The organism is Nocardia sp. NPDC047654 (assembly GCF_043205035.1).
Taxonomy (GTDB): Bacteria; Actinomycetota; Actinomycetes; order Mycobacteriales; family Mycobacteriaceae; genus Nocardia.
On the sequence record NZ_JBIDDF010000030.1, the window covers coordinates 22,262 to 36,373 of the forward strand.

The 14,112-nt window shown below is 65.0% G+C and carries 13 protein-coding genes; 11 read left to right on the forward strand and 2 right to left on the reverse strand.

What is annotated here, in order from left to right; all coding sequences use genetic code 11:
- Positions 1-15: 15 nt before the first annotated feature.
- From ACGF7Y_RS35720 to ACGF7Y_RS35730, 3 genes are read left to right on the forward strand one after another with little or no spacing between them, the layout of a single operon-like run.
- On the forward strand, positions 16-1,605 hold the full coding sequence (locus tag ACGF7Y_RS35720) for a bifunctional 3-(3-hydroxy-phenyl)propionate/3-hydroxycinnamic acid hydroxylase (protein WP_393242083.1): 1,590 nt from the start codon (positions 16-18) through the stop codon (positions 1,603-1,605).
- A gap of 33 nt (positions 1,606-1,638) precedes the next feature.
- Entirely contained in the window at positions 1,639-2,511 is an 873-nt protein-coding gene (locus ACGF7Y_RS35725) for a fumarylacetoacetate hydrolase family protein (protein WP_393242086.1), read from the forward strand.
- Positions 2,512-2,519: 8 nt separating this feature from the next.
- On the forward strand, positions 2,520-3,446 hold the full coding sequence (locus tag ACGF7Y_RS35730) for a VOC family protein (protein ID WP_393242089.1): 927 nt from the start codon (positions 2,520-2,522) through the stop codon (positions 3,444-3,446).
- Positions 3,447-4,408: 962 nt separating this feature from the next.
- On the opposite strand, the gene ACGF7Y_RS35735 is transcribed toward ACGF7Y_RS35730, so the two are convergent.
- Entirely contained in the window at positions 4,409-4,978 is a 570-nt protein-coding gene (locus ACGF7Y_RS35735; RefSeq protein ID WP_393242130.1) for a YhgE/Pip domain-containing protein, read from the reverse strand.
- A 251-nt stretch (positions 4,979-5,229) separates the two neighbouring features.
- Between ACGF7Y_RS35735 and ACGF7Y_RS35740 the strand changes: the two genes are divergently transcribed.
- The 7 genes from ACGF7Y_RS35740 to ACGF7Y_RS35770 are packed head-to-tail and all read left to right on the forward strand — an operon-like array spanning position 5,230 to position 12,372.
- Positions 5,230-6,828 carry a bifunctional 3-(3-hydroxy-phenyl)propionate/3-hydroxycinnamic acid hydroxylase gene (locus ACGF7Y_RS35740; RefSeq protein WP_393242092.1) on the forward strand — a complete coding sequence of 533 codons (1,599 nt, stop codon included), beginning with the start codon at positions 5,230-5,232 and terminating at the stop codon, positions 6,826-6,828.
- Positions 6,821-7,750, forward strand: a complete 930-nt coding sequence (locus ACGF7Y_RS35745; protein ID WP_393242095.1) for a VOC family protein — start codon at positions 6,821-6,823, stop codon at positions 7,748-7,750. The genes ACGF7Y_RS35740 and ACGF7Y_RS35745 overlap by 8 nt, the downstream gene beginning before the upstream one ends.
- 1 nt (position 7,751) lies before the next feature.
- A complete protein-coding gene (locus tag ACGF7Y_RS35750) occupies positions 7,752-8,585 on the forward strand; it encodes a fumarylacetoacetate hydrolase family protein (RefSeq protein WP_393242098.1) in 834 nt (277 codons plus the stop codon).
- Positions 8,582-9,553 carry a TAXI family TRAP transporter solute-binding subunit gene (locus ACGF7Y_RS35755; RefSeq protein WP_393242101.1) on the forward strand — a complete coding sequence of 324 codons (972 nt, stop codon included), beginning with the start codon at positions 8,582-8,584 and terminating at the stop codon, positions 9,551-9,553. The genes ACGF7Y_RS35750 and ACGF7Y_RS35755 overlap by 4 nt, the downstream gene beginning before the upstream one ends.
- A 20-nt stretch (positions 9,554-9,573) precedes the next feature.
- A complete protein-coding gene (locus ACGF7Y_RS35760; protein WP_393242104.1) occupies positions 9,574-10,572 on the forward strand; it encodes a hypothetical protein in 999 nt (332 codons plus the stop codon).
- Positions 10,569-11,666 (forward strand): alcohol dehydrogenase catalytic domain-containing protein, encoded by a 1,098-nt coding sequence (locus ACGF7Y_RS35765; protein WP_393242107.1) that lies wholly within the window; start codon positions 10,569-10,571, stop codon positions 11,664-11,666. Before ACGF7Y_RS35760 ends, ACGF7Y_RS35765 begins: the two co-directional genes overlap by 4 nt.
- Before the next feature lie 31 nt (positions 11,667-11,697).
- The gene (locus tag ACGF7Y_RS35770) at positions 11,698-12,372 is read left to right on the forward strand and encodes an MBL fold metallo-hydrolase (RefSeq protein ID WP_393242110.1); all 675 of its coding nucleotides are present in this window, start codon (positions 11,698-11,700) and stop codon (positions 12,370-12,372) included.
- 378 nt (positions 12,373-12,750) lie between these two features.
- On the opposite strand, the gene ACGF7Y_RS35775 is transcribed toward ACGF7Y_RS35770, so the two are convergent.
- Positions 12,751-13,005 (reverse strand): helix-turn-helix domain-containing protein, encoded by a 255-nt coding sequence (locus tag ACGF7Y_RS35775; RefSeq protein ID WP_393242113.1) that lies wholly within the window; start codon positions 13,003-13,005, stop codon positions 12,751-12,753.
- A 463-nt stretch (positions 13,006-13,468) separates the two neighbouring features.
- Here ACGF7Y_RS35775 and ACGF7Y_RS35780 point away from each other — a divergent pair, with 463 nt between their 5' ends.
- Complete coding sequence (locus ACGF7Y_RS35780) at positions 13,469-13,780, forward strand: hypothetical protein (protein ID WP_393242116.1); 312 nt, start codon at positions 13,469-13,471, stop codon at positions 13,778-13,780.
- The last annotated feature ends 332 nt before the right edge of the window (positions 13,781-14,112 follow it).

Below are 14,112 nucleotides of genomic sequence, written 5' to 3' on the forward strand. Positions count from 1 at the left end.
TTCAAGCGAGGATCAATGCTCAATCCAGATCACGACGTGGTGATCGTCGGCGCGGGACCGGTCGGGCTGGCCACCGCGCGAATGCTCGCGCTCCGCGGCCATGATGTCGTCATCGTGGAACGCTGGCCGCAACCATATCCGCTGCCACGCGCAGTGCATTTCGATGACGAGATCGGCCGGGTATTCGGATCGATGGACCTGACCCAACAGGTCCAGGCCATCTCGGACCCAGTTCCCGACCATTACGAATGGCGAAACGCAAACGGCGAGGCGCTGCTACGCATCGACTGGTCGGGCATCGGGCCCAACGGCTGGCCCACAGCCAACTTCTTCTCTCAGCCGCAACTCGAACAGGTACTGGCCGACGCTGTCGAGACTATGCCCAACGTCACGCTGATTCGGGGCGCTGAGGTCGTCACCGTCGACGAGCATCCCGGCCGGGTCGCCGTCGGTGTCGCCGACACCGTGCCGGCCTCGGAACATCCCGTGCCCAGGTCGACCATCTCCCGGACACTGACTGCTCGCTATGTCGTCGGCTGCGACGGAGCCAACAGCCTGGTGCGCAAGCGTATGGGCGCGACGATGCACGATCAGGGCTTCTTCTTCGATTGGCTGATCGTTGACACGATCCCGACCGACGACATCGTCTGGTCGCCGCAGAACTGGCAGCTGTGCGATCCGGCACGCCCGACCACGATAGTTTCCGGTGGACAGGGTCGGCGCCGCTGGGAATTCATGCGGCTACCCGGCGAGGATCCCGCCGAACTCGGCACCGTCGATCGGGCCTGGGAGCTGTTGTCTTCGTGGGGCCGGACTCCGGCCAACACTCGACTGGAACGGCACGCGATCTACACCTTCGCCGCCCGCTGGGCCGATCGCTGGCGCAACGGACGAATGATGATCGCCGGCGATGCAGCCCACCAGATGCCACCATTTGCCGGCCAAGGCATGTGCTCGGGGCTGCGCGACGCAGCCAACCTGGCGTGGAAACTGGATCGAGTCCTGCGCCGGGTATCGCCGCCGGATCTGCTCGACACCTACACCAGTGAACGAAGCGTGCATCTGCAGCATGCGATCGCGATGTCGGTGGAGCTCGGAAAAGTGATCTGCGTGCTCGATCCGGAACAGGCGGCGCAGCGCGACGCCCGCATGATCGCCGGAAACGCCGATCCCGCAGTGGTATTGCCCGTCACGGCCCGTCCCGTGCTCGGGCCGGGAGCGGTACGAGCGAGCGGGGAACTCTCGGGGACGATGACCCCACAATTCCCCGTCGCTGTCGACGACGCCGCGGTCCTGCTGGATGCTGCCACCGGCTACGGCGCGCTGTTGATCCTCGCCGCAGAACGACCAGTCGCCGACCTGCTCGACGAGCCACTGCGCGCGTCGCTGGCCACGGCAGAGGTGACCGCACTATCACTGGCAGCCAGCGGCAACCCCGACCTGCGCGATTGCGACGGAGTCTGGACGGCATGGCTTGCTGCCAATTCCATTGCCGCCGTTTTGATCAGGCCTGACCACTACGTGTTCGGCACGGCCGAGGCCATCGAGGGGGCCGCAACCCTGGCGGCCGACTACATCGCCTGCCTGACGACCAGCGTCTCCTGACGCACAAACATCACACAGAGGAGAACAACTGTCATGCGTATAGCGAACTTGCGGGGCCGCGGAGCCCTTGTCTACGGCGAGCGGGGCCAGGAGCGCACCGTGGACATCGCCGCGGCGTCGGGTGGTCGGTTCAGTGGCGACTTCGCTGAGCTGTATGCCAACTGGGACACCGTGCGGGAATGGGCGGCTGCTCTGACATCCGAAGAGATCGACGGCCACTCGGTCGCGCTGGACCGCTCCGAGTTGGGCGCACCATCACCTGCCCCGCGGCAGGTCTTCGCGGTCGGACTGAACTACCGGGCACACGCAGCGGAATCCGGATTCGATGCGCCCGAGCATCTGCCGCCGGTCTTCACCAAATACGTTTCCAGCTTCAGCGGCCCCGACACCACGGTGACCATTCCCGAAGAGGGAAGTGTGGACTGGGAAGTCGAACTCGTGGCGGTCATCGGACAGACACTGCGGTGCGTCGAGCCGTCGCAGGTGTGGGCTGCGGTAGCAGGGTTGACTGTCGGTCAGGATATCTCCGAACGGACTTCCCAGTTGCGCGGTCCGGCTCCGCAGTTCGGGCTTGCCAAGTCCTTTCCCGGGTTCTCGCCCCAAGGTCCGTGGCTGGTGACACCGGATGAGTTCGCCGATCCCGACGATCTCGAGCTCGGGTGCTCCATCGATGGTGAAGAAGTGCAGAAGGGCCGCACCAGGGACCTGATCTTCCCGATCCCGTCCCTGATCGCTGCCTTGTCACAGACGGTCACGTTGTTCCCCGGCGATGTGATCTTCACCGGCACACCGGCCGGAGTTGGTGTCGGCCGCGAGCCGAAACGGTTCCTGCAGCCTGGTGAACGTCTCGATTCCTGGATCGAAGGAATCGGTGCATTGCAGCAAACCTTCGTCGCGACGCGCTAGGAGCCGACATGGCACTGCACGGACTGGGCAAAGTCACCATCGGAGTCCCCAACCCTGCCGAAACCATCAGCTACTACACCGATTTCGGCCTCGATCATCTCGGAGAGGGACGATTCGCAACCCGCGACGGCGGTGAACAACTCCAGGTAGTACACGCACCGCTGCGTAAGCTGCTCGACCTCACCGTCGCCGCCGACGACAACGATGACATCGCCTCGGTGGCCGGGAAGCTCGCTGCGATCGGGGTGTCGTGCGACAGCAATCCGCTGTCGGTGCGTGCCGTCGAACCGGTCACCGGCACCGTGGTGCGCGTGCTGGTGCGACCGCGAATCATCACCGAGCCGGCCGTAGCGCCGACACCGTACAACGGCCCCGGCCGCATCGACCGGTGGGGCCGGGCACCGTTTCTGTCGCGAACCGAACGGGTCCGGCCCCGGAAGCTCGGGCACGCGGTGCTGGGGAGCACCGACCTCGCCACGACCATGCGCTTTTTCGTCGACGGACTGGGTTTCAAGGTCAGCGACTACATGGGCGACAAAGCCGCGTTCTTGCGTTGCTCGGTCGAGCACCACAATGTGCTGGTGCTGGCCGCGCCGGTCAACTTCATGCATCACACGAGTTGGCAGGTCGACGACATCGACGAGGTGGGCCGGGGCGCGCAGTCGATGCTCGAAGGCCATCCCGAACGTCACATCTGGGGTCTGGGCCGCCATTTCGCCGGCGCCAACTTCTTCTGGTACCTCAAGGACCCGGCGGGCAACTTCTCGGAGTACTACTCCGATATGGACACAGTGCCCGAGGACGAGCTCTGGAGCCCTGCGGTACTCGAAGGTTTGCAAGGCCTCTACGCCTGGGGTCCACCGCCCCCACCGTCGTTCCTGGAACCTGACGACCTGGCCGCACTGATGAGCGGCGCGCACTCCACCCGAGGGTGACATCCAGTGAATCCGGGCCATTGCCAACGGATCTGAGCCATGGTCAGCGATGCGGACCGGACGCGCATCCACCACATGACGAGCGGCTGGCCTACTGACGCGGCGTCCGTCGCGACATATCGATGTGACCCCTACGGCTTTGCCGACGAGGTGGTCGGCGGTCCGACCGGGACCGCGGAGCCCGATACCTCTGCGTGGTCGGGCAGCTCGATACCGTTGATCACGCGCTCGATCAGCATCCCATCGCCACTGGGCGACCGGGTTTCGAGGTAGAGGTCGGGGGTGTCGTTCAGGCGGGCGAGGATTGCGCAGGGCCGACCAGCAAATTCCGCCATCCGCTCGCTGTCCGAGGGAGTGCGGGACCTCCTCGAACAGGGGCCGGAGGCGGCATCGACTCTCCCTGACCTGCCCGCCCGACAACTCGGGCGGGCAGGTATCAGGTCGGCGTGCTCTTTCGCCGGGGCACCACCGCGCCACCATGCCGACGCGCCGAGGACCGCTTGGGCGCGCGGGGTGAACGACTCCGCGACCTGCTCGACTGCGGCGTGCTGACCAGGTCGGTAGCCGCGGTCATCGGGGTCGTTCTCGCGGTCAGTCCGAAGACCGTGCTCACCACGATGCCGATCGGGCCCAACAAGGTGACCACAGCGAGAGTGCCCGCCCCGATCGCGTTGATCGCGAGCAGGCGTGAACAGCCACAGCAGCCCGCAGTGCGGCAGATCCAGATCGACCACGAACACGCTCACGGCCAGAATCGCGGTCGCTGTCGGTACCGGAGCGACCACCAAGGTGAGGCAGTTGGCCGAGTAGTGCCTACGCGGGTGATCCGGCGCGGCGGCAACATGTGCCGCTTGGGTCCCATCTCGGTCGGGCCGAAGCCCAGTTCGGCATCGACGAGGCCGTTGACCACATTGGCGCCGAGGAACCGACCATCATCAGGAGCAGGGCGTAGAAGAAGGCGGTCATGCCATTCCGGTGCGGTCGCCGAACGGCAACGCCTGGTGATGGGCGATGGTGACCGGGTCGGTGATCAACACCGCGTCGGCGGGGCTGATCGCGCCTGGCGCGTGCGCGAGCAGCTGCCCAGCGGCCGCCATCGAACCGCCTCGCGTCGCCGATTCGGCGATCGGGCTGCCGATTGCGGCGGCCATCGTGCCCGAGCCGGGGTTGGTCAGCACCGTGATCTCGGGTCGTTGCAGGTTCGCGACGAGCAGCGAGCTGAGCTTGGCGGAGTAGTCCTCGGGAAGGATGATCGCCGCGAACAGCTGGTTGTCCGCGATCGCCGTGGTGGCTGCTTCTTCTACGGAGTGGAATTGCTGCCAACTCACCGCCTCACTCGGCTGCTGTGGCTGGTTCACGATGCCAGCCACCACTCGCTCGCTGATGTTCATCGGGCCGTCGGGGACGCCTTTGTCCAGTTTGATTACGCCGATACGTGCGTGGTGCGGATCGGCCGTCGGGTTGGCGACGCTACCAGTGAAGATCACGGTGGTCACGAACAAGGCGGTAGTGAGGACGACGCTGGGAATCAGCCAGTTCTTGGGGTGGCGAAGTAGCTCAGCACCGACATCGGGGGCGGCGCGTGGCCAGGGGGACTCGGGACATCATTTAACTCTACAACTATAGCTATAATGCTAGAGTGTCATCGCCAGTGTGAGGTGGCTCACGCGCAAGCGGACCAGGTCAGAAGTGTCCTGTTTTGCAGGACCCATCTTTTGTAATGCAGGACACCGTGCATAGGGTTGGTCATCGAGTTCGTCCGACAGCGGGAGAAGGTGAGGTGATGGCGCCGGTGAAGTCGCCAGACGAAACCGAGGTGGTGATCTGCGGTGCCGGTCCGGTCGGTCTGACGGCTGCGGCCCTGCTCGCCGCACGGGGCGTCGACGTGGTCGTGGTCGAACAGAATCACTCGACCAGCGACGAGCCCAAGGCGATCAGCATCGATGACGAGTCCCTGCGGGTGTACCAGCGCGCGGGCATCGTCGAGCAGGTGCTGCCGATCGTGGTTCCGGGCACGGGCACTCGCTACTACGACCGCCACGGGATGCCGCTGTTTCATGCGCGCGGTCCTCGACCGTTCCGTTTGGGGTACCCGTTCAAAAACCCCTTCGCTCAACCCGATCTCGAGCGCGTATTGGTCAAAGCGCTGGCACAGATGCCCAATGTGTCGTTGCGATTCGGTGTCGAAGTGACCGGATTCGACCAGCTCGCCGACTCGGTGCGAGTCCACGCTCGCTCCGACAGCGGCCCGGTGACCCTCGACGCTGCCTACGTCCTCGGCTGTGACGGCGGTCGATCGGCGACCCGACTCAGCCAGGGCATCGAGATGACCGGGCGTAGCTACCCTGACGTGTGGTTGGTCGCCGACACCCTCGACGATCCGCACACCGAACGCTTCGCGATGCATCACGGAGATCCGGCCCGGCCGCATGTCATCGTGCCCGGGCTAGACGGCCGCTGCCGTTACGAATTCCGGCTCTTCGACGGTGAGGGGACACCCGCCGAGGCGCCGTCATTCGAGCTGATCCGCGCGTTGGTCGCGCCCTATCGTGACTTGACACCGACGCAGATCGAACGCGCGGTGAACTACCGGTTCAACGCGGTCATCGCCGACGAGTGGATGGTCGGGCGTTCCTTCCTGCTCGGCGACGCGGCGCACATGATGCCGCCCTTCGCCGGACAGGGGCTCAACTCCGGCATTCGTGACGCGGCAAACCTGACCTGGAAGATCGCTGACGTGCTCGCCGGCAGACTTGCCCCGTCGGTGCTGGCCAGCTACCAGAGCGAACGCGCTGCCCATGTACAGGCAACGGTGCGGATGTCGGAGCGCATGGGGCGTGTCGTGATGACCACATCGGCACGATTCGCAGACCGGCGCGACGCATTGATCGAGCAAGCACTGGGTACCGAGGAAGGCCGCGCCTACCTCGAGGAGATGCGGTACCGACCCTCGCAGCGTTTCACCGAAGGTTTGGTCCTCGGCGCCGATCGACATGCCGGTGTCGGTGTCGCGGTGGGGCAACCCCTGGTCTTCGACACCGCCGACCATAGTGTCGCCCGGCTCGACGACGCGCTCGGCATGGATTGGGCGCTGATCGGCGTCGACGTCGACGAGCAGGATTGGGCAGCGGTCGAGCCGGTAGTCCGGCAGCTCGGAACGACTACGGCGCTGCTTGCGCTGGGGGAGTACCTCCCACGGACCCGACGTCGGGTCCTGATCGATATCGACGGGGCAGCCGCCCGCGAATTCGAACCTTATTCCCATCAATTCGTGCTTCTCCGACCAGACCGGGTGGTCGCGGCCGCCTGGCATCCCGCCCGGACCACCGACACGGTGACCGCCATCTCGACCTGGACAGAAAGGGCTTTGAGCCATGGATAAACCACAGCGGATCGTCTTACAGGAACGCGCGGCAGCAGGCACTCTCACCCGTACCACCGTGTCCCACATCGGATTCCGCGTGCCCAATGTCGCGGCGTCGGCAGCGTTCTACGGTCGGGTGCTCGGATTGCAGGTGCACGAGCAGCTGCCTGAGGGTGGACTTCGCTTGGGCTGGGGCGCCGGACATCACGTCATCGATCTCGTCGAAGGCGAGAAGGGGCTGCACCACTACGGTTTCGAGGTCCGCGACCTCGACGGCGTCGAGGGCATCGCCAAGCGGCTGGCCGCCGCCGGGCACACCGTCTCTCCACTGGACCCGACCTATCTCGACGCGGGACTCGGCGAGGCCACCGGCGTCGTGGTCACCGACCCCCACGGCACACCCGTCCACTTCCACACCGCGGTGGCACGCGAGGGCGAGAATGCCGCCGACACCGGTCGCCGACCGATCAAATACCAGCACATCACCCTGGCCACCGACGATGTGGTGCCGATGGTGGAATTCTTTGTCGACACCGTCGGATTCCGCATCTCCGATCAGCTCGAGGACGGCCGATTCGCATGGCTGCGCAGTGACCGCGACCACCACACCCTGGCTGTGGTCAACGTCGGTGCAGGCGGCGACATCGACCACTACTCCTTCGACCTGGCCGAATGGGAGGACTTCAAGGCGTGGTGTGACCGGCTGACAGACGAGAACGTCGATGTCAGCTGGGGTCCCGGTCGCCACGGCCCGGGCAACAATCTGTTCATCTTCTTCGACGACCCGGCGGGCAACCACATCGAACTGTCCGCCGAGATGGAGAAGTTCCACGACGACCGCGTGACCTATGTGCCGCGCCGGTGGAAGCCGATCCCTAATTCCGTGAACCTGTGGGGCGGCCAGCTCGCCTCCTGGCGCAAGACCAGCGAAGGACACTGACATGGCGTACGTAACCTACGAATATCGCGGCGAACGCCGCGTCGGCGAAGTGCGGGGTTCGGCCCTGGTCCCGTTGGACGGCCTCACCGAGATCGGCTCCAAGACCACCTCGGAAGCGCTGGCCGACGCCGAACGTGATACCCGTGGCCGAGTCGAGATCGATGCGGTCCGGCTGCTGCCGGTGGTGCCCAGCCCGTCGAAGGTGTTCTGCGTCGGGCTGAACTATCGCGAGCACGTCACCGAGACCAAACGCGAACTGCCGACCTATCCGGTGCTGTTCCCCAAATTCGCCGACAGTCTCATCGGTGCCTACGACGACATCGTGCTGCCGCCGGAGTCGACCCAGGTGGACTACGAGGGTGAACTGGCGGTCATCATCGGCAGGCCCGGCCGTCGCATCGCCGAAGCCGACGCAGCCGAGCATGTTCTCGGGTACAGCACGGCCAACGACATCACCATGCGTGACTTCCAGTACAAGACCCACCAGTGGATGCAGGGGAAGGCTTGGCAGGCGAGCACGCCGCTGGGCCCCTCGTTGGTGACGCCGGCCGAGGTCGACCTGTCGACGGCGGGTATCCGCACCGTGCTCAACGGTGAAAAGGTCCAGGAGTCGGATCTGTCGATGCTGATCTTCTCCATCCCCCGGCTGATCGCCGAGATCTCGACCTTCACCACCCTCGCCTCCGGCGACGTGATCTTGACCGGCACCCCCGGGGGCGTCGGTTATCGCCGCGACCCGCAGTTGTTCCTGCGCGACGGTGACCAGGTCAGTGTCGAGATCGAGGGCGTCGGATCGGTCCGGAACCTGGTTCGCAGCGAGGTGGTTCCGGCATGAGCACTCGGCCCGCCGAACCCCGGATCGACCGATCGCTGCGACTGCAACTGCAAGGTGATTGGGGTAATGCCAATCTGCACCGGGTGTGTGGCTGGATCTCTCAGGAACTGACCGACCGGGCAGGCCCACATACTCGGGTCGGCATCTGGAACGGCCGCGGATTCTCCGACAACGTGCGTGCGGTAGGGCGCGGTGAAGTCGACATCGCACTGACCACACCTGCCGCGTTCACCGCTGTCGCGCTCGACGGCCGCGGCACCTACCGTGACGAGCACTATCCCGATTTGCGCGCGCTCGGCGTTGTGCCCCAACGTGATCGACTGGTCTTTGCCGTGCACGGCGATCTCGGGGTCACCTCGTTCGCCGAGCTGCGCGAGCTGAAACCGGCGCTGCGAGTGGCGACCTCTGTCAACGACGGGGTCAACGCCGTGGGCCTGGCGGCACACGAACTGCTGATCCGGTCGGGCGTCGATGTCGAAGGCTGGGGCGGGCAGTTCCTCGGCGACGAACGGCCCTTCGAATCACTCGATCATGTCCTTGCCGGCCGCGCCGACGCGATCGTGCACGAAGCCGTCATGTTGCCGCACTGGCAGCAGTTCGGCGCCGACTACCGCTTCCTCGAAGTCGAACCCGAGGTACTCGCCTCATTCGACCGGGACTTCGGGTGGCCCTCCGCCACGGTCGCCGACGAATTCTTCCCCGGCCGCAGCGCGTTCCAGACCTTGGACTTCTCCGATTTCCTGGTCGTGACCCGCGCGGATATGGCCGAGGACCTCGCCTATGCCGTCGCGTGGATTCTGGGTGAGACCCGCCACCTCATCGAGGCGCAGTACCGGCACCTACCGCCCGAGCGCAGCCCTATCACCTACCCTCTCGACCCACCGACCATGGGCATCACCCCGATTCCGCTGCACCCCGGCGCGGCGGTCTACTACCAGGCACTGCCTGTCGCCGAATTCGTTTCCTGACGAGACAAAGAGGTCTCTTTATGAGTGTTGTCATCGAAGACATCGTGACCATGACGTCCGAGGTTCCCCTGCGCAGCATCGACCGCGACGAACGGAACTTGCTCTCCCCACCGCACGTGGGCAAGATGCCGATGAAGCTGTGGCGCGATCATCCGCCACTGACGGTCGTCCACTTCCCCCAGCAATACCAGGCACAGCCGTTCGCCCCACCGCGCGGGGTCTACGAGAACGACCAGATCCGCATCGAGTGGCAGACGATGGACAATCGCCAGCCCTTTTATCACCGCAATTGCGATGTCGACGAGATCTCCTACCAGATCGACGGCGAACGTACCCTGATGACCGAGCTCGGCACCATCGAACACCGACCCGGCGAGTTCTCCCGCATCCCCCGCGGTGTCGCCCACGACAACTACGGACGCACCGAAAGCCACCTGCTGTTCTACATTCCGGCACCGGTCACCGAAACAGGCAGTGCCGTGCGCACATCGACGGCAGCGCTGCCACCGTTTCCCGGATGGCAGCCAGGACCGCTCAACGAGGCCGTCACCCAGTGCATGGGATCACTGGGCCACGACATCACCGTTTTTCCCATCGACGAGCACGCGCTGCTCGACCGCGTCAACGACGAACACGACCGGATGTCGGTATTCGCTGTCGGCCCGGGGTCGAATCCACTCTTCGCGACCGACCAATTCAAATTAGGCACAGAAACGTTCACGTCCGAGCAAGGCAACGTGCGGCGCTACAAACGTACCCTCGACGCCGACGAGATCCAGTACCAGATCAGCGGTGTACGCACACTGGTGACCCAACGCGGGATCATCGAACTCGGTCCGGGCGACTTCGTCCGAATCCCGCTCGGCATCGCCCACACCAGCGTCGGTCATGAAGACGGCGCCTACCTCAGCGTGCTCTCCCATCGCGAACTACCCCAAGTTGCCGAGACCTCGCGCACCGCACAGCCCTGCACACCCGAATACCTCGACGCCCTCGCCGGGGAAAGTAGCTCGCGATGACCATGCTCGCCGCACGTGCCACCCAAGGCGCGCACACCCTGACCCTCGAACAGATCCCGATTCCCCAGCCAGGACCACTCGACGTCGTAGTCAAGGTCGTCTCGGCCGGGCTGGCACCTGGCATGATCGCCCTGCTGAAAATGGGCGCGTTCAAACACCTTCCGACGACTCTGGGCCACGAAGCGGCCGGCACAGTAGCCGCGGTGGGCGAGCAGGTCACCGAAATCACGGTCGGCGATCGAGTACGGGTGCACCCCAACCTCAACTGCCGCAGCTGCGACTACTGCCGCACCGACCGCGACATGATGTGCCCGCAACAGGCGATGATCGGGCACGCGGGCTTCGGCGCGGTGCCGATGCCGCTCTATGAGCGCTACCACGACGGTGGCCTCGCCGAATATGTCCGAGTACCTCACTGGCTGATCGACCAGCTCCCGAGCAATCTGAGCTTCGACGTGGCCGCCAAGGTGCACGATCTGGCAAATGTCGTGCGGATTTTGAAGTGCGCGCAGTTGCCGCTGGGTTCGACGGTTGTCACCACCGCCGCCACCGGGACGATGGGCACCGCGACGATCAAACTGGCCGAGCATTTCGGCATCGCCCGGTTGCTGCTGGTCGGCCGCTCCGCCGAACGGCTCGCCGCGGTAACGCCGCTGGCGGGCAACGTCGAGGTCGACTCCATCGCCCTGGATGAGTTGCCGACCGATTGGGAGAGTACCGGCGGTCTCACCCGCCGACTGCGCGAGCTGGCCCCGGCCGGTGTGCACGCCGTCGCCGACTACATCCCGGCAGGCGCGGCCACCAGCCAGGCGATGGCTGCCTTGCGCACCGGCGGCACCATCGCCCACATGGGTGGCAACACCACGCCGTTGTCGCTGCCGCCCCTGGCATTGATGGTGAACTGCTGGCGCTTCGTCGGCACCCGCGCCTGCACGCGGTCCGACGCCGAACAGGTCCTCGCCCTCCTCGGATCCGGCGCACTGAACGTGGACGAACTGATCACCCAGCGCTTCCCCCTATCCGATGCCGACACAGCGGTCGAAGCGATGGTGAACCGCAAAGAGCCGATGTGGATGACCGTGGTCAACCCCTGAAAACCAAGTCTCCTACGGAAGGCGAAAAGCTATGAATATCACCCACTTCGGGCACGCCTGCGTTCTCGTGGAGATCCCGCGCGCGGCTGCCTCGACGCGAATCCTGTTCGATCCGGGTACTTATTCGCAGGATTTCGAGGACTTGGCCGACCTCGACCTGATCCTGATCACCCACGCTCACCCCGACCACCTCGACGTACCCCGGCTCGCGGCGCTGCTGGCGGCCAACCCTGCCGCCCAGTTGATCGTCGGCGAGGACACACTCGCGGTACTGGACAACCCGGACTATCCCGAACACATGCGTCGGCCCGCGCACGTGGCGCAGCCCGGCCAGAAGCTATCGGTGCTCGGCCATGACATCGTGGTCACCGGTGGTGAGCACGCCTGCGTCCATTCGGCGTTGCCCACATCGGAGAACGTCGGCTATCTGATCGACGACGCCGTCTTCCACCCGGGAGACGCTTTCGACGAGATCCCTGTCGCGGTCGATGTGCTGTTGCTGCCGATCGGCGGGCCGTGGATGAAGATCGGCGAGGGTATCGACTATCTGCGGTCGATCGCTCCGCGCGTCGTAGTGCCGATTCACCAGGCCGGTTTGGCGACCGCACATCAGAACATGCATTGCCGGCTGCTGAAAAGTCTCGCGCCCGAGACCACCGAAGTACGGGTTCTCGACCACGCGACCTCGCATCCGATCTCGCCCTAGCGGTGCCCTGACTTGCGGTCGGCTCGCCAACTTCGACGCCGGTCGCGAGCCGAAGCCAGGCCCCTCTCGAGCTATCGACCGTGTTGCGGTCCCCGCCCGGCGGCAGCAGCTGCGTGACGAAGCTCGGCCTGGCTAGGCCGTCGGCGAGTTGTTGACCCTGCTCGCTTGGCCTCCGACCTTCCATGACCGCGTCCGGTCATGGAAGGTCATCCGGCTATGCCTTCTCATCAGGAGGCGCCCGATGTGGCGACAATTTTCGAAACCGTTTTTCTGGCACCACCTTTCGACAGGATGGGTCTTGCTCGGCGCTTCCGTCAGCGGATCCGCCGACATCTATCGCGCCTACGTCGGCCAGCAACGCCAGCACTACGAGATCGATCACGCGCACTGGGACTGACCGCCGGTGCGTGCGCCGTAACTCGCACATTTCGGCCTCGACTCCGCGGGGATCCGGGCCGAACTGTGGTGCGGGCGGCGGGAGCGTTCCCTCAATCCGTCCAGGCCGTCCTGCTCGTAACGCTTGCGCCACGCCGTCACCGATTGCCGAGTCACGCCATATCGAGCGGCGACCTCACCCACCGGCGGCCCATCGCGGACCTCCATGACCGCGCGATACCGCTGCTCCCACAACATCTTTGCGCGTTCAGCTTGCTCGTCGGCTCGGCTCTCATCGTGATGCACCGCACACAGTTATCAGAAGTCGCTGCTGCAATCTGACAGCGGGTGAGGCTCTCATGAGCACGGAAGGGCACGGAACTCCTGATACCTCAGACATCAATGCGAGAAAGTCGCGCCTGATGCGAGTCAGACCAGACGGTGGGCGGAGACCTTCGTTTGCGAGACAACCTCAGCGGCAATGTGTTTCCGCAGGTCGAGTGTGCAACGCATGCCGTGTACGCGGCAACCGTCAACCTTCGGGGGTTAGCGATACACCGCCACGGGCCAGGGCCAACGCCCATATCCGTTGTTTTTTCGGCGATTACTACTGGCACCCCAATAAATTGCAGCAAGCCAAAGTTTCGCCGTGCGTGGACGGGATGGTGGGGCAGACTGGATCTCTGGATGGAATCACTGGCACAACGCATAGGAGACGCGAATGACTGAGCAGAGCAGCGCGATCACCGAAGTTGAGCTTGCAGCACGGCGCGAGGCGGAAGCGATCGCCACGAACATTTTGACGTTCGCGTTCTCGCCGGAGGCGCCGAAGGGCCCCGAGGGGTCGGAAGGGTACGACGGCCCGTTTCCTAACAATCCCGCCGTGAAGGGCCACCCGGAGGTCCAGGCGGCTCTGATGGATCTGGTCCGGAAGGGGACTTTGGGCCGACTCTTCGGCCTCTGCTGGGGCCATGCCAACGAGCGGGATGGTGGCCTTCTGGCGGCTCTGCGGCAATTGGGCTACAAGGTCTGACTGGCGAGATCCACACGACACGCAGGCAGCCCCGGGCGCGAACCCGGGGCTGCGCCGTGGCGGTGGGGCACATCCCGAACTTCGTTGGATTATCGCCGACCTCGACGCCGTGGTGGTCGCCGATCTGTTCGGCATCAGGCCGAAAACCGGGCATAAGTGGGCGCAGTACGCCCAAGCCAGTTGGGCCTGCTACCTCGCCGCGCGCAACCGACTCACCTGTCCCTGAGGGTTCGCGCGTCGACTGACAGAGAGGATGTGGGTGAGCACCTCCCGCTGGGGTCTGACCCATCGACTGACTGACTTGGGGTCTTCAACGGGATTTGTCGGCCTGG